20 protein-coding genes and 2 tRNA genes are annotated in these 19,925 nt (G+C 54.7%); 11 read left to right on the top strand and 11 right to left on the bottom strand.

Translation table 11 applies throughout. From position 1 onward, the window contains the following. Nucleotides 1–145: 145 nt before the first annotated feature. From D5269_RS12810 to D5269_RS12780, 7 genes are all read left to right on the top strand, one after another. The gene (locus D5269_RS12810) at nucleotides 146–1,162 is read left to right on the top strand and encodes a rod shape-determining protein (RefSeq protein ID WP_016317125.1); all 1,017 of its coding nucleotides are present in this window, start codon (nucleotides 146–148) and stop codon (nucleotides 1,160–1,162) included. Nucleotides 1,163–1,241: 79 nt separating this feature from the next. Next, a complete protein-coding gene (locus tag D5269_RS12805; protein ID WP_016317126.1) occupies nucleotides 1,242–1,424 on the top strand; it encodes a hypothetical protein in 183 nt (60 codons plus the stop codon). Between the two features lie 165 nt (nucleotides 1,425–1,589). Next, a complete protein-coding gene (locus D5269_RS12800; protein ID WP_120485901.1) occupies nucleotides 1,590–2,891 on the top strand; it encodes a DEAD/DEAH box helicase in 1,302 nt (433 codons plus the stop codon). A 259-nt stretch (nucleotides 2,892–3,150) separates the two neighbouring features. Next, nucleotides 3,151–4,491 (top strand): sodium:alanine symporter family protein, encoded by a 1,341-nt coding sequence (locus D5269_RS12795; protein WP_120485900.1) that lies wholly within the window; start codon nucleotides 3,151–3,153, stop codon nucleotides 4,489–4,491. 15 nt (nucleotides 4,492–4,506) lie between these two features. Further along, on the top strand, nucleotides 4,507–5,097 hold the full coding sequence (locus D5269_RS12790) for a nitroreductase family protein (protein ID WP_016317129.1): 591 nt from the start codon (nucleotides 4,507–4,509) through the stop codon (nucleotides 5,095–5,097). Nucleotides 5,098–6,071: 974 nt separating this feature from the next. After that, nucleotides 6,072–7,025 (top strand): L-lactate dehydrogenase, encoded by a 954-nt coding sequence (locus tag D5269_RS12785; RefSeq protein ID WP_120485898.1) that lies wholly within the window; start codon nucleotides 6,072–6,074, stop codon nucleotides 7,023–7,025. 168 nt (nucleotides 7,026–7,193) lie between these two features. Then, nucleotides 7,194–8,129, top strand: a complete 936-nt coding sequence (locus tag D5269_RS12780) for a hypothetical protein (RefSeq protein ID WP_016317131.1) — start codon at nucleotides 7,194–7,196, stop codon at nucleotides 8,127–8,129. Nucleotides 8,130–8,207: 78 nt separating this feature from the next. Here the strand turns inward: D5269_RS12780 and D5269_RS12775 are convergent, their stop codons facing one another. Then, nucleotides 8,208–8,651 (bottom strand): GNAT family N-acetyltransferase, encoded by a 444-nt coding sequence (locus tag D5269_RS12775; RefSeq protein WP_120485897.1) that lies wholly within the window; start codon nucleotides 8,649–8,651, stop codon nucleotides 8,208–8,210. Between the two features lie 95 nt (nucleotides 8,652–8,746). On the opposite strand from D5269_RS12775, the gene D5269_RS12770 reads away from it, so the two are divergent. Next, entirely contained in the window at nucleotides 8,747–9,223 is a 477-nt protein-coding gene (locus D5269_RS12770; RefSeq protein ID WP_120485907.1) for an acyl-CoA thioesterase, read from the top strand. 31 nt (nucleotides 9,224–9,254) lie between these two features. Here the strand turns inward: D5269_RS12770 and D5269_RS12765 are convergent, their stop codons facing one another. The 8 genes from D5269_RS12765 to D5269_RS12730 all read right to left on the bottom strand — a co-directional run bounded on the left by D5269_RS12765 (nucleotide 9,255) and on the right by D5269_RS12730 (nucleotide 12,935). After that, nucleotides 9,255–9,455 carry a hypothetical protein gene (locus D5269_RS12765; RefSeq protein WP_016317134.1) on the bottom strand — a complete coding sequence of 67 codons (201 nt, stop codon included), beginning with the start codon at nucleotides 9,453–9,455 and terminating at the stop codon, nucleotides 9,255–9,257. 96 nt (nucleotides 9,456–9,551) lie between these two features. Beyond that, nucleotides 9,552–9,734, bottom strand: coding sequence for a hypothetical protein (locus D5269_RS12760; RefSeq protein ID WP_022788564.1), 183 nt, complete (start codon nucleotides 9,732–9,734; stop codon nucleotides 9,552–9,554). Between the two features lie 449 nt (nucleotides 9,735–10,183). Continuing rightward, nucleotides 10,184–10,366: a hypothetical protein gene (locus D5269_RS12755; protein WP_120485895.1), complete on the bottom strand. Its 183-nt coding sequence runs from the start codon at nucleotides 10,364–10,366 to the stop codon at nucleotides 10,184–10,186. Nucleotides 10,367–10,648: 282 nt separating this feature from the next. Beyond that, entirely contained in the window at nucleotides 10,649–10,831 is a 183-nt protein-coding gene (locus D5269_RS12750; protein WP_016317137.1) for a hypothetical protein, read from the bottom strand. Nucleotides 10,832–11,053: 222 nt separating this feature from the next. Next, complete coding sequence (mutY, locus tag D5269_RS12745; RefSeq protein WP_120485894.1) at nucleotides 11,054–12,097, bottom strand: A/G-specific adenine glycosylase; 1,044 nt, start codon at nucleotides 12,095–12,097, stop codon at nucleotides 11,054–11,056. After that, nucleotides 12,097–12,657: an NUDIX domain-containing protein gene (locus tag D5269_RS12740; RefSeq protein WP_120485893.1), complete on the bottom strand. Its 561-nt coding sequence runs from the start codon at nucleotides 12,655–12,657 to the stop codon at nucleotides 12,097–12,099. The genes mutY and D5269_RS12740 overlap by 1 nt, the downstream gene beginning before the upstream one ends. Before the next feature lie 103 nt (nucleotides 12,658–12,760). After that, nucleotides 12,761–12,836, bottom strand: a tRNA-Gly gene (locus D5269_RS12735). A 22-nt stretch (nucleotides 12,837–12,858) separates the two neighbouring features. After that, nucleotides 12,859–12,935: transfer RNA gene (locus D5269_RS12730), tRNA-Asp, on the bottom strand. A gap of 386 nt (nucleotides 12,936–13,321) precedes the next feature. Between D5269_RS12730 and D5269_RS12725 the strand changes: the two genes are divergently transcribed. The 3 genes from D5269_RS12725 to D5269_RS12715 are packed head-to-tail and all read left to right on the top strand — an operon-like array spanning nucleotide 13,322 to nucleotide 17,813. After that, complete coding sequence (locus D5269_RS12725) at nucleotides 13,322–15,505, top strand: ATP-binding protein (protein ID WP_120485906.1); 2,184 nt, start codon at nucleotides 13,322–13,324, stop codon at nucleotides 15,503–15,505. 15 nt (nucleotides 15,506–15,520) lie between these two features. Next, the gene (locus D5269_RS12720; protein WP_120485892.1) at nucleotides 15,521–16,867 is read left to right on the top strand and encodes an extracellular solute-binding protein; all 1,347 of its coding nucleotides are present in this window, start codon (nucleotides 15,521–15,523) and stop codon (nucleotides 16,865–16,867) included. A gap of 37 nt (nucleotides 16,868–16,904) precedes the next feature. Continuing rightward, nucleotides 16,905–17,813 carry an AEC family transporter gene (locus D5269_RS12715; protein WP_016317142.1) on the top strand — a complete coding sequence of 303 codons (909 nt, stop codon included), beginning with the start codon at nucleotides 16,905–16,907 and terminating at the stop codon, nucleotides 17,811–17,813. Here the strand turns inward: D5269_RS12715 and D5269_RS12710 are convergent. Together D5269_RS12710 and D5269_RS12705 are read right to left on the bottom strand one after the other, a co-directional pair. Beyond that, nucleotides 17,782–19,071, bottom strand: a complete 1,290-nt coding sequence (locus D5269_RS12710) for a HAMP domain-containing sensor histidine kinase (protein ID WP_120485891.1) — start codon at nucleotides 19,069–19,071, stop codon at nucleotides 17,782–17,784. The two genes, D5269_RS12715 and D5269_RS12710, sit on opposite strands and share 32 nt — an antisense overlap. Continuing rightward, the gene (locus D5269_RS12705; protein WP_016317144.1) at nucleotides 19,068–19,745 is read right to left on the bottom strand and encodes a response regulator transcription factor; all 678 of its coding nucleotides are present in this window, start codon (nucleotides 19,743–19,745) and stop codon (nucleotides 19,068–19,070) included. Before D5269_RS12705 ends, D5269_RS12710 begins: the two co-directional genes overlap by 4 nt. Between the last annotated feature and the right edge of the window lie 180 nt (nucleotides 19,746–19,925).

Here is a 19,925-nt window from a genome sequence, read left to right as displayed (position 1 = left end):
CCTTGCTTTAGATGGCGATAAGATACGCGCTGGGCAAAGCAGGAGAACATCGACATAGCCAAACGGTATCTTTCGCTTGCATGGGATCCGGTTGTTTTCTGTTTTTTGGCTATCAAACATCGAAAAATCGGACAGGAGAATGCTTATGGCATCGGTAGATATTGGGATTGATCTCGGAACAGCAACTGTTCTGGTATATGTTGGAGACCGGGGGATCGTTCTGCGGGAACCGTCTGTTGTCGCGGTCAACAGCCGCACCGGCGAAGTCTTGAGCGTCGGACAGGATGCACACGAGATGCTCGGGAAAACCCCTGCACAGATCACAGCGATCCGCCCGCTGGAGGAAGGGGTCATCTCCGACTACAAGATGACCGAAGAGATGATCAAGTATTTTCTGCGCAAAGCCTCCCCTGGTACAGTGCTCAAACCCCGGGTTGCGCTCTGTGTGCCTTCGCTGATTACCGCGGTGGAAGCGCAGGCAGCGGTCGATGCGGCGGTCACAGCCGGGGCACGCAGCGTCTATCTGATCGAAGAGCCGGTTGCGGCGGCGATCGGTGCAGGAATCGAACTGACCCGCCCGAAGGGGAATATTATCCTCGACATCGGCGGCGGCACCAGCGATATTGCGGTGCTTTCACTCAGCGGGATTGTCTGTAAGAATTCGATCAGGGTCGCGGGGGATAAACTGAATGGCGCGATTGTGAAATATGTGCGCAGTGCCTATAACCTGTTGATCGGGGAACGGATGGCGGAGCAGCTCAAGATTGGGGCTGCAAGCATGGATGAGGATGCGGACAACCAGATCTTTGAGGTCAAGGGCCGGCATCTGGTGAGCGGGCTTCCAGTGCGGCAGATTATCTCACGCAAAGAGCTTTATCCGGTGGTGCATGACTGTATTGCCGAGATCCGGGACGCAGTGCATGCGGTGGTCGAAAGAACGCCGCCCGAGCTGGTGGGAGACCTTTACGAAAACGGCCTTGTCATGACCGGCGGCGGCGCTCTGCTGCATGGCCTTGGAAAATATCTCAGCAAGCATCTCAAGATGCCGGTTCATCTGGCGGAGAATCCGGTTGAGTGCGTTGCGATCGGTACTGGGCGGTCGTTCCAGTATATTGATAAGCTGTATGACGGGTTTATCGCGTCGTCGATTCATAAACATTGAACCGCCTCTTGGCAGATGTATAGAAACCTCTTTTGTACGGGATACTACTGGAAGTAACCCGTTACAAAGGAGGTTTTTCATGTCCCTGACAGCAAAACAGCTCGCGATCATCGAGGCGCAGCTCGACGAGGAGCAGGTACAGATCAAGAGATACACCCACTATGCACGTCTAGCCAGCGATCCACAGCTGAAGTCCCGGTTCGAGCACAATGCCGCCCGCCATCGGTGCCTCTATAACCGCCTGTTGGAACAGTTGAACTGAACGCCTGCACAGGCAATGCACGACGGGGCGCAGCCGCCTGCATCGAGGCCCTTGCCTGTGGAGGCAGACTTTGCAATCAAAAAAAGAATTGTCAAGTTGCATAAAGTGTGCTATACTGTCAATACAAACGATTGATTTTACAGGCAAAGGACCGAACAGACATTTATGGAATTTGAAGAACTGGAACTGATTCAGCCCATTCTGCGCGCAGTGCGGGAAGAGGGCTATTTCGAACCGTCACCGATTCAGCGGAAGGCGATCCCACCTGCGCTTGATGGGCGGGATCTGCTTGGCTGCGCTCAGACAGGCACCGGAAAAACGGCTGCATTTGCCATCCCGATTTTGCAGCGTCTCACGCTCGCGGGACCCCAGGGACGCCAGCGGCCGATTCGGGCGCTCGTTCTGACCCCCACCCGGGAACTGGCCTTACAGGTTGCGGAAAATTTCCGGGCATACGGACGCTATCTGCGGCTGCGAACAGAGGTGATTTTTGGCGGCGTATCCCAGAACCCGCAGGTAGATGCGCTGCAGCGCGGGGTGGACATCCTTGTCGCAACACCCGGACGGCTGAACGATCTGATTGGGCAGGGGTATGTTCAGCTGAATCGGGTGGAAACCCTGGTGCTCGATGAGGCGGACCGGATGCTTGATATGGGGTTTATCCGGGATGTGGAGCGCATCATCCGAAAACTGCCGTCCGCACGCCAAACCCTCTTTTTCTCGGCAACCATGCCGGACAGTATTCTCAAACTGTGCGAAAAAATCCTCACCGATCCTGTCCGGGTGGCAGTCACACCAGTTTCGTCGGCGGTTGATGTGATCGAACAGAAGCTCTATTTTGTGGATAAAGCGAATAAAAGGCGGCTGCTGATCCACCTGCTCCAGACCGAGCAGATCCCGTCCGCGCTGGTGTTTACCTTTACAAAACATGGCGCTGATCGGGTGGTGCGGGAGCTGGCCAAAGCAAAGATCCCCGCGAGGGCGATCCATGGAGATAAAAGCCAGAACTCCCGCCAGACCGCGCTCAACGCCTTTAAAGCGGGGGAAATCCGGGTATTGGTCGCAACCGACATTGCCGCCCGCGGAATCGACATCGAAGAGCTGCCTTATGTCTTTAACTACGACCTGCCGAACATACCGGAGACCTATGTGCACCGGATCGGGCGTACCGGGCGCGCCGGACAGAGGGGAACAGCGGTTTCTTTCTGCTGCTTCGCGGAAAAAGAGAGCCTTGCCGGGATCGAAAAGCTGACCCGCAAGCCGATCCCAGTGGTGGAAGAACATCCTTATCCGATGCAGGTTTTTGAAATCCCGCCCAAACAGCCGCGCCCGCCCAGAGCAGTGCAGCAGGACTCTGTGGCTGACAAGCAGAAAAAACAGCCGCAGGCAGAGAAAAAAATGCAGAAAAAACCGCCCTCTGCGCGGGGCCGGACGCAAAACCGTCCGCGCGGCGGCAGGTCCCGGTAAGCGGGGAAAATACAGGTGTACCTCCTTGATCCGCAGAAAAATTTCCAAAGGAGCCGTTTTCTGGTTTAGAAAATCGTACAAAGATCGCTTGTCCATGAGAAAAATTTGTGGAGGATCTGGAAAAAATAAGCGGATGCATTGTGTGCAAGTTGGTTTTGTGTTATGATGATGAAGTTAAAAATTTGACAGATTAAAATGTCAAAGTGACAAATTCATCTGGCAGGAAAATTTGTTGCGAGAAAAAAGAGGAGGCACTACTATGGTTCTGGAACTCGTTACAGGGGTAAAAGGCTATCTATGGGACATCATTCTTCCGCTTCTGCTCTGCGGCACCGGAATCTATTTCACCATCCGGTTGAATTTTGTACAGATTCGCAGGTTCCCCGCTGCGTTTAAGGCAGTATTTGGAAATATTAAACTGTTTGGCACAAAGGCTGACAAGGAGGGGATGAGTTCGTTCCAGTCGCTGGCGACAGCGGTTGCGGCACAGGTCGGCACCGGGAATATCGCGGGTGCGGCGAGTGCAATCGTTTCGGGCGGACCGGGCGCGATCTTCTGGATGTGGCTTTCGGCATTTTTTGGAATGGCGACGATCTATGGAGAGGCAACCCTGGCCCAGAAATACAAGACCTACATAGACGGCCATGTCACCGGCGGCCCGGTTTACTATATTAAGGAAGCCTTTCAGGGGACTTTTGGTAAGGTGCTTGCCGCGGCGTTCTCGGTGTTCATCATCCTTGCGCTTGGATTTATGGGCAACATGGTGCAATCCAACTCGATCAGCGCCGCGTTTGAAACCGCTTTTGGATGGAACAAACTGGTGGTCGGCACAGTGGTTGCAGTGGCGGCGGCGTTTATCTTCCTCGGCGGGGTTAAGCGGATTGCTTCGGTTACCGAGAAGGTGGTCCCGATCATGGCGATCTTCTATATCATCACCTCGCTCATCATCATCTTTGGAAACATCGGAAATCTTGGCCATGCGTTCAAGCTGATCTTTGTCGGCGCATTCAACCCGACCGCTGCGGCCGGCGGGTTGGTCGGTATCACCGTAAAGAAAGCGGTTAGTTATGGTGTGGCACGCGGTCTGTTCTCGAATGAGGCTGGTATGGGTTCGACTCCCCATGCACACGCGATGGCAAAGGTGAACCATCCCTGTGAACAGGGGCTGGCAGCGATGATGGGTGTGTTCATCGACACGTTCATCGTCCTGACCATGACCGCCCTCACGGTCATTATCACCGGCGTATACGACAACGGCCTGATCGGCGTTGAGCTGGCGCAGTCGGCGTTCACCCAGTTCTATGGGAATATCGGGAATATGTTTATCGCGTTCAGTATGCTCTTCTTCGCCTTTTCCACCATCGTTGGCTGGTATTTCTTTGGCGAACAGAATGTCCGCTATCTGTTTGGACCCAAAGCGGTAAAGCTCTATGCCGCACTGGTGGTCGTTTTTGTGATCGTTGGTTCCGCGCTCAAGGTGAACCTTGTATGGGAGCTGTCCGACCTGTTCAACGGGCTCATGGTCATTCCGAACCTGCTTGGCCTGCTTGCGCTCTCGGGAGTTGTAGTCCTGCTCAACCGGGAGTTTGAGAAAAAGTAAGGGGGAGAGCGCGCTGTGCTGCCAGCGATAACCGATAGAAGAAGCATCCGGAAATACAGAGACACCCCGGTAAAACGGCAGATGGTGGAGGAAATCCTTCGGGCAGGTATGCTCGCGCCTTCCTCTAAAAACCGTCAGCCCTGGAGGTTTATCGTGGCAGAGGGGCGTGCCAAGGCGCAGTCCCTTGCGGCGATGGAGCGTGGATTGGAGCGGGAGAAAAAGCAGCCGCTCCTCCCCCAGAGTGCGCAGCACCTCGAAGCCGCCAGGCATACACTGCGGATTATGGAACAGGCTCCGGTCGTCATCTTTGTGGTGAATCCGCTGGGGATCGGGATGAACCGGTCCCTGACAGTGGAAGAGCGGGTCTATGAGCTGTGCAATGCGCAGTCGATCGGCGCCGCCCTCGAAAATATGTCGCTCACAGCTTTTGATCTGGGGTTGGGCAGCCTGTGGATCTGCGACACCTATTTCGCGCAGGAAGAACTGATGGGCTGGCTGGGCGCCGAGGGGGAGCTGGCTGCGGCGATGGCGGTCGGGTATGCGGCGGAATCGCCCCAGGCCAGACCTCGTAAAAAGTTGGAAGACGCTGTTGAATGGCGTATCTGAAACAGAACAGGAAGTTTCTGCGGAGGCTTCCGGAAAGAATCGCGCTGTCCTCTGCATAAAGCGGAGGGCGGCGCGAAACACTAAGAACCTGTCCGGTATTTTATTTATGCAAGGGGGCTTTTTCACTTGCAAAAAGCCCCCTCTTGCCGCTTTGCGGCAATTCACCCGAAAAATACGCTTCTCCGGATAAAGCGTTCCGCGCTCATCTCGCGCCAAGAGCCCGCCTTCGGCGGGTTGCGCTCGAAACGCTTCGCTGCGGCTCGCAGTGCGGAGCGCGTCGAGGGCTCTGCCCCTCGACCCCGCAATTTTTTGAAAAAAATTGAGTAAAACTTTCGTTTTGGGCAGGCTCTTGCTAAAGCAAAAGAGTTGAATAAAACTTTGGTTTTGGGAAAAAAGCGGTACCCGGCCCGGAAGGGAGGGGCCTGCGGGGAGGGGTCACCGACCCCTCGCCCGTAAGGCAAACTGAGGGGGCGTCGCGGCGGATGCCGCGCTTCGGACCGCAGATCCGAGAAGACCCCCGAAGAAGGGCGCTTGCGCCCCGGAAGTTTGGGCTGGAACCCAAACTTCCGTTGCCTCACTGCCCCTCGGCCCCGCAATTTTTTGAAAAAAATGGAGTAAAACTTTAAATTGAGAAAAAGAAGAAATCAGCCCGGCTTGCCGGGGTGGGGCCTGCGGGGAGGGGTCGCTGACCCCTAACACGCAAGACAGCCAGCAGGGGCGTCGCGCTTTGCGCGCTTCGGTGCCGGGGAAGGCGCTTTGCGCCTGTCGGTTTGGCCTGGAACCAAACTGACGCTGCCTCACTGCCGCCGTACTACGAGCCGCAGCGAGTGTTTCGGAGCGCAGCCGTTGCGAAGAAACGGCTCTTAGGCCGGAGCAAAAAAATCGAGTAAAACTTTAGATGCAGGACAGGCGCTAAGAACCGGTTTTGCAGGGTTTTTAAGCACAGATTCAAACTGGAATGAGGGAGGAGAAACATGAAGACAGCGGATAAACGAAAGGTGGTACTGGTTGGGACAGGTTTGGTGGGCATGAGCTTTGCGTATGCACTCATGAACCAGAACATCTGCAATGAGCTGGTCCTGGTAGACATCGACCGCCAGCGCGCGGAGGGGGAAGCGATGGACCTGAACCACGGCCTTGCATTTTCCGGCTCGCACATGAAAATCTGGGCAGGAGATTACTCCGACTGTAAAGATGCAGATATTGTAGCGGTCAGCGCGGGGGTGGCACAGAAGCCGGGTGAGTCCCGCACCGACCTGCTCCAGCGGAATACAGCGGTATTCCAGTCGATCGTGAAGCCGGTGGTGGACTCCGGATTCAAGGGAATCTTCCTGATTGCGACCAATCCGGTGGATATCATGACCCATGTCGCTCTGAAGCTGTCCGGTTTTGACCCGCACCGGGTGATCGGCACCGGAACCACCCTCGATACCGCCCGTCTACGGTATATGCTCGGCGGCTATTTCTCGATTGACCCGCGCAATATCCATGCCTATGTCATGGGGGAGCATGGGGACAGCGAATTTGTCCCGTGGTCACAGGCACTGATTGCGACCAAACCGGTCCTTCAGTTCTGCCAGGAGGAGCCGGGGCGTTACCGGATGGCCGATCTTGAACAGATTGCGGAGGATGTGAAAAATGCCGCGCAGAAGATCATTGCCGCGAAGCAGTCGACCTATTACGGGATCGGTATGTCGATGGTGCGGATCGTACGTGCGATCTTCGGGGATGAAAACAGCGTACTCACCGCATCCAATCTGCTCAGGACAAAGTATGGACAGAAAGACGTCTATGTGGGGGTGCCCTGCATCATCAACCGGGAGGGGGTCCAGCATGTGCTTGCGGTTTCCCTCACCGATCAGGAGCTGGAAAAGATGAACCATTCCTGTGACATCATCCGCGGATTTTTCCAGAAGATCAGGCTCTGAACCGGGAAAGGTTTTGTACAGATCGTGGATTCTTCTGTCCCATCTGGTTGTATTTATGGCATAAATTGTGATATACTATTCAGAGCAGCAAAACGGACTCACAGCAAGGAGGTCCGATCGTTTGGATTTCCATGAAACATCATAGTAACCAGAAAGTGGGGATTCGCAATGGCAAAACTGACAGGACAGGAGATCACACGGGTCAAGGGGATGGGCTTCCTGCTCAACCGGGGGACCGAAAATTTTTCCGGACGCATCGTCCCGGCGGCTGGGGTGTTTACAGCGGACGAGCTGACCGCGATTGCAGAATGTGCGCGGCGTTTTGGCAGCGGCAAGGTGGTGATGACCAGCCGCCTCACTGCGGAGCTGATCGGTATCCCGTTTGACCAGATCGAGCCGGCGCGGGAATTTGCGGCGCAGGCGGGGCTTTCGTTTGGCGGTACCGGGGCGAAAATCCGCCCGGTGACGGCCTGTAAGGGGACCACCTGCATCTATGGCAACTTTGACACCCAGGCAATGGCAAAAGAAATCCATGACCGGTATTACATCGGCTGGAAGGATGTCAAACTGCCGCACAAGTTTAAAATTGCGGTTGGAGGATGCCCGAACAGCTGTATGAAACCGAGCTTGAACGATTTTGGCGTGGAAGGGCACCGCGTCCCACAGTACGACAGGGACAAATGCCGCGGATGCAAGGTCTGCCAGATCGAGAAGCATTGCCCGGTCAAAGCCGCGAAGCTGGTAGGGGACAAGATGGAGATTGACGAGAAGGTTTGCAAGACCTGCGGCGTTTGCACCGGAAAATGCCCGTTTAAGGCGATTGCGGAGAATGGGCCGGTCGAATACCAGATTTTTGTCGGCGGGACCTGGGGCAAACATACCCGGATGGGAACCCCGCTTTCCCGGCTGGTAACACAGGACGAAATTTTCCCTCTGTTGGAAAAAACGATGCTCTGGTTTAAGGAAAACGCCTATCAGAAAGAGCGGCTTGGCGCAGCGATCGACCGAATCGGGGCGGATAAGATGGAGGCTGCCCTGTTCAGTGATGGCCTGCTGGAACGGAAAGAGGAAATCCTCGCGGCAGAGGTCAAGACAAGACCATAAAACGGTACGCGGTCCGAACCGGGAACAGGAGGGGCAGAAGCGGTTACGTTCTTCTGTCCCTCCTGCCCGCGTTTGGACTTATGCATTTTTTTGCCATTCCATCCGATGCTCTAGGTGGGGAGGGAACCCGCTCGGTTTCGGTTCCCCTGCGGAAAAACCATGCCGCTCATAAAACCGCTTTGCACGCGGATTTTCGGCAAAGACATCGAGCGAAAGACAGTCGAAGCGTTTTTGACAGTCGGACAAAAGCAGGCTTCCGATCCCCTGACCCTGTAGTTTGGGGTCCACAAACAGCCCCGCAATGTAGCTGCCCTGCAGGCCGATGAACCCGCAGAGCCGCCCTTCGCGCTCGCAGACAAAAACCGTTGCCTGTACGAGTGACTCCCGCAGGTCCGGCAGATGCTCCTGCCAGACCTCTGCCGGCAGGAATGCATGGGCGCCGGTGTTCGCCGCCAGCCAGATTTCCGCAGCCTGGTCGAGATCCTCCGGCCGGAATGCCCGGACAATGCCTTGTATGTTCATCAAAAGACCTCCTTATCTGCATCCTTTTGAAGGATCCTGTTGATACCGGGTTTCCCGGCGTGGAAAATCCGGGGAAGAATGAAAGGGGAGATTCCATGCAAAGAAGGGAAAAGCGGGTGTCGGAATCCCGCACCGAACAGATACAGATTGTTATGCCTGCGCACATCAACGGCTATGGGCGGCTGTTTGGCGGACAGCTCATGCAGTGGATTGATGTGGTAGCGGCGGTCTGCGCGCGCCGCCATGCAAACAGGACGATTACCACTGTCTCGGTGGACAATCTGCATTTCAAAGCCGCAGCGCACATCGAGGACCTTGTGGTGCTGATCGGGCAGGTCACCTATGTGGGCAATACCTCGATGGAGGTGCGGGTGGATACCTTTGTCGAACAGATCGACGGTGTGAAAAACCTTGTGAATCAGGCGTATTTCGTTATGGTTGCACTCGACGAAAACGAACGCCCCACCACTGTCCCGGGCCTGATTCTTGAGACAGAGGAAGAGCGTGCGGAGTGGGAGGCGGGACAAAGGCGTTCCAATCTGCGCCGCCAGCGCAGGCGGGAGCAGTTTTGAAACCTGCCCGCCGGACCGGCCGGGCCAGGGCTTAGAGCATGATGTCCGGATGCTCGTGTTCCCGGATTTTAGGCCGCTCGGGCTTGGTATCAACGGTTGCCGTATTGGGGCAGCCGGAACACATGCTTCCCGGAAGCTGATGGCCCTGCCTTTTGAGGTACTCTACAAAGATGCAAGCCGCAATTCCGACCAGAAAAATGACTCCCAGAATGATCCATTCCAAAATAGACATGAAAAATGCCCCCTTTCTGCTCTCTGGATTTATCATAGCAGATTTCAGGGGCATTTTCAATCTTTTCCAGAGGCAATTCCGTTGCTGGCATCCTGCTTATTGGCTGCCCAGCATGGTTTCCGCATATCGTCTCAGCTCGTCCATACTGTGAACGTCGCAGGTGCGCTGCTGGATCATCCCCTGGACATAGTCCGGGAGCGCCATAAAATAGGTCTTGGCGGATTCGCTCGAGCTTAGAAGGGCGTTCAGGTTTTTCGCATAGTGCCGTTTTTCAGACATCTCAATCACCTCGTTTTGGACTGTGCCCAAAAGCTGCACTGGGCAGTTCGGGTGTAGGTTTATAGTCGGCATACTTAAAAATAAGTCTTTGAACCTGTATTCATAATCAGAGGATGCCGGATGGGCGAGGGATTTTGCTGCCCTGCAAGGCGAAAAAACGCAGACAATACTTTGTGTATTGCAAGATTTTTCAACGCGGCAGGCCGGCAAAAGACCCGCTCAGACGGTGTCGAATGGTTGTGAATACGGGTTCTTTGTTAAGCGGCGGGCAAAAGCCTGCAAACGCATGGGGCGCGCCTGCTGCCCGCGTTATCCGAAGCAGAGCTGTTTACAGCAGCTCCCTCGCGGCTGTTTCGCCGCGGGTTTGAAAAGAAACAGGGTGGCTCTTTTCAACTGCTTCGATTCTAGTATCGGCAGAGGAGAGGGTTCCGATACCGGGGAAATCCAACCTATTCGTGCAGGCCGCGCTGGATGTCGTCCGCATACTGATGCAGTTCGGTTTCGGTGCGTATTGTTTCGTGGCTGCGGCAGACAAGATCCCGCAGATAGGTGGGCAGTGAGTAAAAATAATGGTTGGCCTTGATGTTGTGTTCCAGAAGGGTCTGGAGGCCGTCAGGCTGTCGTATTGTCATATCGTGTTCACCTCTTGGATAGAATAAGTCTGTTACAGATTTTTTGGGAGGTTGTTTGAAAAGGGAGGAACGAGGCGGATTTTTCACAGCGGACACCGCTTCCTGTTGAAAAAGGCGGGCGTTTGATGTTTCAAGCAGTCCACCAAGGGTTGGGTGCAGGCAGAAAGGCCTGCATTGCCTATATAGTATAGACGGTGATCTGTCAAGGCATACGGGCGGCAGGGGGATTTTTTTGAGAGATGAAAAAACCGCCAGACAGGCGGCTTTTTCCGGAACAGGGGATTACATGATGTGCTCTTCACAGAAGTTGTCCAGCACCCGCATTCCCATCTTTTCGGGAGAACCGACGGTGAATTTTGCGATGGTCACATCATCGAAAGCGGGGCAGACACGCTTTTCAGGGTTCAGGCGGAGCGAGTCGCTGATTTCGGGAACATCTGGCTGCTGTCTTTTTTTCTTTTCCATAAAAATCACCTCAGAGTTAGGATGCTCCCAAAAGCCCATTTTAAAAATAGAAACAACCGGCTGGACAGGATAAAATTTCCTGATCGACCGGTTGCATCAGAGGCTGTTTGAAAAATTGAAACAAACTTTAGGAGCTTGCAACATCAACTGAAACGTGCAGATTTTCCGCCGGGATATGCGCGGCAGGTATTGGCAGGGCTTCCTGGATGTGAAACAAACCCCCTACGCTTCCACAGCCGGAAGATAAGCGCGAAAGGCGGAGGGCAGGGGGTATTCCTCCCGGAGCTGATCCGGCCCTGCCCACACCAGTTCCTCACTGGGCGAGGCTTCTTCGACGGTGATCCTCAGCCCGGTCATCCACCATTCAACATGTGTGAAGATATGCCTGGCTTTCCCGAGCGGCTGGACCCGGAGTGGTTCCAGCCCCCAGCCGCGCACAGCCGCAACCGCTTCGGCCTGTCCGGCCTCTCCAGATAAGGAAGGAAGTTCCCATAGACCTGCCAACAGCCCTTTGGGAGGCCGCCGCCGGAGCGCAATCCGATGGTCCCGTACCAGAAGCAAAATCGTGCGATGTTCCAGTTTGCGGGGCTTTTTCGCAGTTTTGACCGGCAGGTCGGGCGCAACCCCCTGTTTCCTGCCTTCGCACAGCCTGTATACCGGGCAATTTTTACAATCCGGCATCCCGTTCGGGACACAGACGGTTGCGCCCAGTTCCATCAGACTCTGATTAAACGTCCCCGGCTCCAGTACAGGCATCACCTTTCGCAACTCATCTCCAACCAAGATGCGGGTTGCCGGGTCGGAAATGTCCGCATGGCTCGCGGTGATCCGAGAGATCACACGCAATACGTTTCCGTCCACCGCCGGCTGTGCGATCCCATAGGAGATGGAAGCGATCGCTCCCGCCGTATAGGGGCCGATTCCCGGCAGGGAAAGAAGTGCGTCATAATCGGCGGGCAGCTGTCCGCCATACTGCGCAACAAGGACCTGTGCTGCCTTCTGCAGGTTGCGGGCGCGGTTATAATAGCCAAGCCCTTCCCAGAGCTTTAAAAGCTGCTGCTCGGAGCAGCTGGCCAGAGACTGGACGTCCGGCAGGGCTTCGATAAACCGTGTGAAATATCCTTTGACGGCCTCCACACGGGTTTGTTGCAGCATGATTTCGGAAATCCAGACCCGGTAGGGGGTGGCCTCCCGCCGCCATGGAAGATCCCGCTTGTTGGCCTGATACCACTCGATCAGAGGGCGGACGATCTCCTGAAGCTCCATCAGAGTTCCACCGCCTTTCGAATCAGTTTCTGATAGATCGGGAGCATCGCCGGTTCGCTGCAAAATTCCTCCAGATGGTCGATTGGGATCCACTGCACGCCGCTGTTCTCTTCGGGCCTGACCGTGAGCGGCTGGCTGTCATCCGCCTCGAGCAGGTAGGAGACTGAAAGGTGAAGATGCGCAGAAACATACTGCCCGTGTCTATAGTGTCCAGGGACCGACAGCAGGTCAAGCGCTGCAATGCCGGTATCCAGAGCACGTATCCCATGAACGCCGGTTTCCTCTTTGGCCTCCCGTAGGGCAACGGAAAGCTGGTCCGGCTCACCATCTGCATGGCCGCCTGTCCAGGACCAGCTTTTATAGAGGTTATGATAAACCATCAGAACATGGTCTCGTTTGGGATTGAAAATCATCCCTGAGCCGGTGATGTGTGCAAGCTCACAGTCCCGGGTCAGGATCATTTCTGAAAACCACTTCGCCAGCGAGAGGATACGTTCCCGGTCAATCGTTTCCTGCTCACAGCAGGGTCGGTATTCTTGTATCTGTGTTAAAAAATCCATCAAAATCGCCTCCTGCAGTTTCGGCCTATTTGGCGTTATCTGATCGGACCGCAGATGCTTACAGAAAATAAAAAAACTGATATGCAATACATACCAGTTTTTCTGGAGCGGGTTACGAGGCTCGAACTCGCTACCTCCACCTTGGCAAGGTGGCGCTCTACCAAATGAGCTAAACCCGCAATACAAAATTCCAACAGAAAGTGGCGACCCGGATGGGGCTCGAACCCACGACCTCTAGCGTGACAGGCTAGCGTTCTAACCAACTGAACTACCGGGCCGGATTGAAAGACAAAAGCAATCCTGCATGTCCACCCACCGGGGAACCATTCGGTCAGAAGCTGCTTTCCTTACAACGTTATTTATCATACAGGATTTTTATGCAAATGTCAACAGATTTTTCTATATTTTCTTGAGAAGATCGCACTCGAATTTAGACATGGACTTTCCAGCCTGGCTATGCTATAATTATATGAATAAAAGCAGAACGTTGTTGTCGTTTTGCCTTCCTTGAAGGACGCTGTATCGTTTTACAGCATTCTGCATATGTTACATCAGGGCTAAAACCGGCAGAGCGAGTTCAAAGTTGATCTTACTGCGGAATCATCAGCCAATGGTCTGGCGGTGGCATGGGAATCCGGATGAATGCAAGGTGGTATGGGCAGCTATGAAGCCGAATTCAAAAGTATCGTTCGTTTTGAAAATCGTTGCGGGTCTTTTTATCATCAGCATAACAATGGCGGTCTATATCAGCCAGTTAAACCAGATGGTTACCCATAACATGCTGAATACCATCAGCGAGCTGTCCCAACACGATAAACGGAGCATCGAAGCATTCATTGAGACAAGCTGGGATGAACTGGAAGGGATGGCGAAACGGTTTGCGTCCTATCGTTGCCAGTCCATCCTTGAAGCGGAAACCCGTATGAATCTGGAGTGCTCTACCAGTGATTTTTCTCATATTTATCTGTTGGCGGAGGACGGGAAAGTCTATACAGACAAATATGTGGTCTATGATCCCGCACAGGACACCATGAACCGGCAGGTTGATCTTCTTCCATATTTTTCTAATGAAGAAGAGCGGGTTGTGGCTCGCTGGGATGACAAGGCGGAAGAGGCCGGGATGTCAAGGGAATATGTTCTGTACGGGATTGGTCTGGACAACTTTGAGGTCGACGGAATCAAGATGCGCGCTCTGATCGGCCTGAGCGATATCAATACCATCCAGCGCCATATCATTCTGGACAGCTTTCTGAAAGACGGTGTCCGTCGCGGCTATTGTACGGTGGTCAGCACATCGGGGGACTATGTTATTGGCATCCAAAAGACCCTTTATCTGAATGAAGCGGATAATTTTTATAATATACTGTCTGCGGGCACACATGCAGACCTGAGCAATGAACAGGTTGCCCAAAAGATGCAGAATTCCGAAACGTTCAGTTTCCATTATACGGATGTCAACGGGGTCAGGAAGCTGCTTTATTTCACCCCTTTTGAAGATAACATCGACTGGTATTTCATGATGGTTGTGGAAAACAGGGCCTTTACGGAAAGAAGTCAGGCGTTTGCCATTCTCAGCGTTGTCATGCTGGCGGTTGTCATGCTGGTGGCAACGCTTTTGCTGCTGGCGCTGACCGCATCCCATTACAGGGCGGTTCAGGCAGTTGCACGAGCAAAATCCCAGAGCGAGTTCCTTTCCAACATGAGCCATGAGATCCGTACGCCGCTCAACGGATTGATCGGTCTGAACCATCTGATGATGAGCCGCATCGGCGACCCGATCCAGGAGGAGCAGGTCAAGGACTGGCTGCGCAAATCCCACAGCACCGCGAACTATCTGCTTTCGCTGGTCAACGATGTGTTGGACATGTCCAAGCTGCAGGCCGGCAAGGTTGACCTTATCAACGAACCGCTCCTGGTGGAAATGCTGGTCGATGCGATCTGGTCGATGCAGCGGGACAATATCGAGAGCCGCGGCGTTCAGTTTATCGTCGAGCAGGAGGTTCTGGAGCCTTGTGTCATGGGGGACAGCACCCGGATCAAACAGGTCCTGATGAATATTGTGGGGAATGCCGCTAAATTTACTCCAAAGGGCGGCTCCATTACGCTTTCGGTCAGCCAGGAAAAAACGGATGAAACGCATGTGACCACAATCTATCGCTGTCAGGACACGGGCCTTGGGATGAGCAGGGAGTTTATCGACAAGATTTTTGATGCGTTCAGCCAGGAGCGCAACAAGACTTCCGACAGCGTGAAGGGGACCGGGCTTGGCATGGCTATCAGCAAGCTGCTGGTGGATGCAATGGGCGGGGATATCCGCGTGGAAAGCGAACTGAATGTAGGGACCGTTTTCACCGTTTCGCTTCCATCCGAGATTGCAGAGTATACAGACCCGCACGTCGATGAGGCGGCGGCCGACGAGCACGCCGTATATCCCGGCAAACCGGTAAAAATCCTGATGGCGGAGGATAACGAGCTGAACGCTGAAATCCTGATGGAGATTCTGTCGGACGAAGGATTCGAAGTGGTTCATGCCGAAAATGGGCAGGAAGCTGTACAGCGGTTTGCAGATTCCGAGACAGGGGAATTTGACATTATTCTGATGGATATGCAGATGCCGGTTCTGGACGGTTGTTCAGCCGCCATGGAGATCCGCAGTTTGAACAGGCCGGATGCCAAGACGGTTGTTATATTTGCCTGTACCGCGAACACCTTTAAGGAGGACCGGGATCGGGCTGTTGAAAGCGGGATGAACGACTTCCTTGCCAAACCCATTGATGTCAGCGTTCTGTTGAAAAAGCTGAGTGCAGGGAGCGCGGGCATTCCCTCACATGTTGGTTCCAAAATCTGATGGGAGGCGTCTGGAATGAGAGAGTTGCGGAGGGTCATCGTCCTTTTTGCGGCAGCAGTCTGCCTGCTGTCCGGGTGCGGGGCCGGCGTGCGGCCTGAAGGGGCATCTGGACAGGGAAAGCAGGATGTGACCATCATTCTGAAGGCACCCGCTCAGGAGATGAACTGCGTCAGCAACCCGGAGATTACCAATACACAGGCGTTTCTGGAACGGGTCGGTCAGGCGTTTGCCGCGCAGTATGAGGATGCCAATGTGACGATCGACGTGAAGATGTTCGCTCTTGCCGACGAGGTTTCAGCGATCACCGAAACCTTCGACACCGAGGACGCGCCGGATATTCTGTATGAAGGTTATTTCAATATGGCGGGTTATATCCATACCGGGCGGGTGGTTCCGCTGGATGACATGATTACCGATGCCATCCGGGCCGACATTTACGATTCGGCTTGGACCATCAGCAGGACCAACGGGAACACCTATATGATGCCGTTTCTGACGATGCAGAACATCCTGATCTACAATAAGGCATATTTTCGTTCCTGCGGATTGGATTCCTATTGCGGAGAGGGGACGGAAATCCAGAACTGGACGATGGACGAGTGGACCGAGATTCTGGATACGCTCGCCGCGAACCTGCCCGAGGACGTCCACCCGCTTGCGATGTACGGAAAAAACAACCAGGGGGATACCCATATCATGTCCTATCTCCGCGCATTTGGCAGCGAAATTTTTGATGCCGACGGGAATTTTGATCTGGAATCCCCCGAAGCGGTTCAGGCTTTGACATGGCTTCAGAGCGGGGTGGAACGCGGCTGGTATCCTCCGCATCCGGAAAATCTGGAGATGAAGGATTGCAGCGAGCTGTTTTCGACCAAAAAGCTGGTATTGTATAACTTTAATGGTGCAAACAAAAGCCTCTACGATGATCTGAGCAATTATGGTTTTGTCAACTATCCGGGCGATGTGGCCACCTCTTTCCCCAATGGGTTTGAGATATTCGACAATGGTGACGACGCCAAAATCCGGATCGCCAAAGCGTTTCTTCGCTATCTTTATGAAACACCCGAGTGGTTGGAGCTTTCTGCGGGGAACATTCCCATGAGCAAGACCGTGTCGAAAAAATATGCGGGCCAGATCACCATGCTGAGCGATTTTGCCGCCAATTCGAGCCATGTGGTGGATTTCATGAACAACAGCCCGAACTGGCAGGGGTCCAGCGATTCGGTCCGCAGCGTGTTCTATCCCCATATTGCCGACCTGCTGGCCGGCCGGGTAACACCGGAGGAATGTGCAGCTGGGCTGAATGCGGACTGTAATGCAGCTCTTGCGTCGGGGCGGGAACGGAGTGTGCTCCATCAGTAGAACCAAACCGTTTGAGACAGAGAAGAGGGGGCAGAGTATGGAAAACTTTATTACGATGCTCAATACGCAGATGATCCTGCTGATCTACCTGCTGGTGGGGGTTTATGCGCGCAAACGGCGGATCATTACCCCACAGTCGCGGCAGAGCCTTGTTGACCTGATTATCCGGATTGCGCTGCCATGCCTGATCTTCCAGTCGTTCGGCCAGGACATCACCTTGCAGGAGGCGAAAAACGCATCCCAGATCCTCCTGCTCTCGTTTGGCGTCTGCTTCGGGTCAATGCTGCTTGGAAAGCTGCTCTACCGCAGGTATCCTTACGAGAAAAGCAGTATTCTCCGGTATGGGACCCTGATTACCAACGCGAGCTTCGCAGGCATGACGATCATCTCCGGGGCTTATGGACAGAAGGCCCTGTTTTATGCGTCGGTGTTTATCATCCCGAACCGGATTTTCATGTGGTCGGCAGGTATCTCGCTCTTCACCCAAGCCGATCTCAAAACCCGGATCAAAAACGTGGTGCTGAGCCCGGGAATTATCGCGATTGCGCTGGGGGTGCTGCGGACGATTACCCAGTTTCACCTGCCGCCGCTCTTTGACACGGTGATTCAGAATATCGGAAACTGCACCTCCCCGATCTCGATGATCGTGATTGGTGCAATCCTTGCGGACATCGACGTTAAAACGGTGATCGAGCCGAGTGTCTGCTACCTGGCGGCAGTGCGGCTGCTGCTGATCCCGTTGACAGTCATGTGTATCATGAAAGCGCTCCGGCTCGACCCGATGCTTGTGACGGTTGCGACCGTCATGTCGGGGATGCCGGTCGGAACCACCACCGCGCTGCTCGCGGAACAGTACGGCGCGGACTCCTATTTCGGGTCAAAGTGTATCTTCCTGACCACCGCACTTTCGATGGTTACCGTCCCAATCCTGACGTTGTTTCTCTGATTCCGCTCCGCGGGGGATTCTGCGGAAGCTGGACAGTGAAACAGGTACCGCCCTGCGCGGCGCTGCTTTCGACCGAAATCCTGCCGCAATGGGACTGCACAATCGTCTGCGCGATCGCCAGCCCCAACCCGTAGCCGCCCCGTTCCCGCGCCCGGGAAGGGTCAGCGCGGTAGAACCGTTCGAACAGGTGGGGCAGCGTATCCGCCGGGATCTGGCTGCCGGTGTTGTGTACCGAAAGCAGAAGCTGCTCCCCTGTGCGCCGCAGGGTGACGGTAACCGTCCCGCGCTTTCCGGCATATTTGCAGGCATTGTCAATCAGGATGGCGGTAAGCTGGCGGATCTGTCCCTCGTGTCCGGTGAGCCAGAGGTCTGGTTCGATCTCGCTTTGCAGGTCCACCCCCTGCTCGAACGCCAGTGCTTCAAACGGAAGCAGTGCGCTCCAGACCGCATCGCTCAGGCTGAACCGGGAAAAGGCCAGCCTGTTTTTGGCGCCATCCGCCCGGGCCAGGAACAGCAGATCGTCCACCAGTTGTTTCATCCGCCGGGCTTCGGCTTGTGTATTTTCGACCCATTTGATCTCCGCCGGGCCGATCTGGTCCTGTGCCGAAAGCAGGATTCCCATATTCGCCAGAATTACGGTGAGCGGGGTTTTCAGTTCATGGGAAGCGTCGGCGACAAACTGCTGCTGCTGTTGCCATGCGCGCTCGGCCGGACGCAGTGCCCATCGTGCCAGATAAACGCTGATTGCGAAAAAGGCCCCGAGCGCGCAGATACCCACTACCAGCGAGGTCAGCAGCAGATTGAGCATCGACTGCCGTTCACTGCCAGTGTCTGCGAATGCAATCTGCGTTCTGTCCCGGTTGTCTGCGATGAGATAGCGCAGCCCATAGGAGGGCAGACGCCCCGATCGTGCACCGTCGGCCTGCGCTGCATCAACCAGTTCGGCAACCGCATCCGGATCGACGGTGACATTTTTTCCCCGGACCGATGCGGCCGAGCCATCTCCAGCCAGCTCGACGACAAAAACCGGCATCATCGGCATTGGTTTGCCCTTCGAACGCCGCTCCTTTCTACCGATCTCAAGATGCGGGAACTTCTCGTCAAACGGGTAACTGACAGCCTGCCGCATGGCATTCAGGCTGTCCTCACGCAGGCGGTGATGGGTGGAAAGGCAGACTGCGCAGAATACCACCAACAGGACAGCCCCTACCAGCATCATATTGATCAAGATGAATTTTTTGCGCAGTTTATGGATCATAGCTGTGCGATCTCCAGTCGATACCCTACCTTGCGTACTGTGCCGATACCGACACGGGAGCCGAGGTAGGCTAATTTTTTGCGCAGAAACGAGATGTAGGCTTCCACGTTGTTGTCCTCAGCATCCGAATCGGTGCCCCAGACCCTGGTCAGCAGGTCCTCCTTCGGGACGATCCGCTTCGGGTTGGAGAGCAGGATCCGCAGGACCTCGAACTCTTTAAAGCCGAGGGTTACCGCTTTTTCCCGGCGGGAGAGGGAACGGGTCGAAAGGCCCAGGCAGAGGTCGTCAAACCGCAGCTCCTCCAACTGCACCTCTCCCTGCCGCCGGGAGAGTGCACGCACCCGGGCGAGCAGCTCTTCGGGGGAGAATGGTTTGGTCATGTAGTCGTCCGCACCGCAGTCGAGGCCGGTCACCTTGTCGGCAATCTCCTCCCGGGCGGTGAGCAGGAGCACCGGGATCGGGTTGTTTTGTGCACGCAGCGCCCGGACCACCTCGAACCCGTTTTTGCGGGGGAGCATTACGTCGAGCACCACGACATCGTATTGACCGCTCATGGCATAGTCAAACCCATCCTGCCCATCATAAACCGCGTCCACCCCGTATTTCTGTCCCTTCATGATCTGGCAGAGCGCATCCGCCAGCCTGCGTTCGTCCTCCACGATCAAAACCCGCATGTTACCCCTCCTGCCACCTTTCAAATTTTTTTAGATGCGAAAAGCGATTGAAAATAAGAACAGTATAGCATAGAAACAGGGACGGGACAACCATCCCTCCTCCCTATGACAGGGCAACAGCATTTGAAATTATCCAAAAAGGATATCAAGAAGACGCTGTGGATTCAAGGCGGCGGCAAA

Source organism: Anaerotruncus sp. 1XD42-93, from assembly GCF_009917605.1.
GTDB lineage: Bacteria > Bacillota > Clostridia > Oscillospirales > Ruminococcaceae > Anaerotruncus.
The sequence above is the reverse complement of the archived record's forward strand: the minus strand, read 5'-3'. Positions and strand labels throughout refer to the sequence as shown.

What these genes read in the sequence shown, in the direction of transcription:
- D5269_RS12755 (WP_120485895.1), bottom strand. Translation starts at nt 10,366, where the DNA reads ATGACAATACGACAGCCTGACGGCCTCCAGACCCTTCTGGAACACAAC.
- D5269_RS12715 (WP_016317142.1), top strand. Translation starts at nt 16,905, where the DNA reads ATGGAAAACTTTATTACGATGCTCAATACGCAGATGATCCTGCTGATC.
- D5269_RS12765 (WP_016317134.1), bottom strand. Translation starts at nt 9,455, where the DNA reads ATGTCTATTTTGGAATGGATCATTCTGGGAGTCATTTTTCTGGTCGGA.
- D5269_RS12705 (WP_016317144.1), bottom strand. Translation starts at nt 19,745, where the DNA reads ATGCGGGTTTTGATCGTGGAGGACGAACGCAGGCTGGCGGATGCGCTC.
- D5269_RS12780 (WP_016317131.1), top strand. Translation starts at nt 7,194, where the DNA reads ATGGCAAAACTGACAGGACAGGAGATCACACGGGTCAAGGGGATGGGC.
- D5269_RS12720 (WP_120485892.1), top strand. Translation starts at nt 15,521, where the DNA reads ATGAGAGAGTTGCGGAGGGTCATCGTCCTTTTTGCGGCAGCAGTCTGC.
- D5269_RS12795 (WP_120485900.1), top strand. Translation starts at nt 3,151, where the DNA reads ATGGTTCTGGAACTCGTTACAGGGGTAAAAGGCTATCTATGGGACATC.
- D5269_RS12775 (WP_120485897.1), bottom strand. Translation starts at nt 8,651, where the DNA reads ATGAACATACAAGGCATTGTCCGGGCATTCCGGCCGGAGGATCTCGAC.
- D5269_RS12770 (WP_120485907.1), top strand. Translation starts at nt 8,747, where the DNA reads ATGCAAAGAAGGGAAAAGCGGGTGTCGGAATCCCGCACCGAACAGATA.
- D5269_RS12785 (WP_120485898.1), top strand. Translation starts at nt 6,072, where the DNA reads ATGAAGACAGCGGATAAACGAAAGGTGGTACTGGTTGGGACAGGTTTG.
- D5269_RS12740 (WP_120485893.1), bottom strand. Translation starts at nt 12,657, where the DNA reads ATGGATTTTTTAACACAGATACAAGAATACCGACCCTGCTGTGAGCAG.
- D5269_RS12800 (WP_120485901.1), top strand. Translation starts at nt 1,590, where the DNA reads ATGGAATTTGAAGAACTGGAACTGATTCAGCCCATTCTGCGCGCAGTG.
- D5269_RS12805 (WP_016317126.1), top strand. Translation starts at nt 1,242, where the DNA reads ATGTCCCTGACAGCAAAACAGCTCGCGATCATCGAGGCGCAGCTCGAC.
- D5269_RS12750 (WP_016317137.1), bottom strand. Translation starts at nt 10,831, where the DNA reads ATGGAAAAGAAAAAAAGACAGCAGCCAGATGTTCCCGAAATCAGCGAC.
- D5269_RS12810 (WP_016317125.1), top strand. Translation starts at nt 146, where the DNA reads ATGGCATCGGTAGATATTGGGATTGATCTCGGAACAGCAACTGTTCTG.
- mutY (WP_120485894.1), bottom strand. Translation starts at nt 12,097, where the DNA reads ATGGAGCTTCAGGAGATCGTCCGCCCTCTGATCGAGTGGTATCAGGCC.
- D5269_RS12710 (WP_120485891.1), bottom strand. Translation starts at nt 19,071, where the DNA reads ATGATCCATAAACTGCGCAAAAAATTCATCTTGATCAATATGATGCTG.
- D5269_RS12725 (WP_120485906.1), top strand. Translation starts at nt 13,322, where the DNA reads ATGAAGCCGAATTCAAAAGTATCGTTCGTTTTGAAAATCGTTGCGGGT.
- D5269_RS12760 (WP_022788564.1), bottom strand. Translation starts at nt 9,734, where the DNA reads ATGTCTGAAAAACGGCACTATGCGAAAAACCTGAACGCCCTTCTAAGC.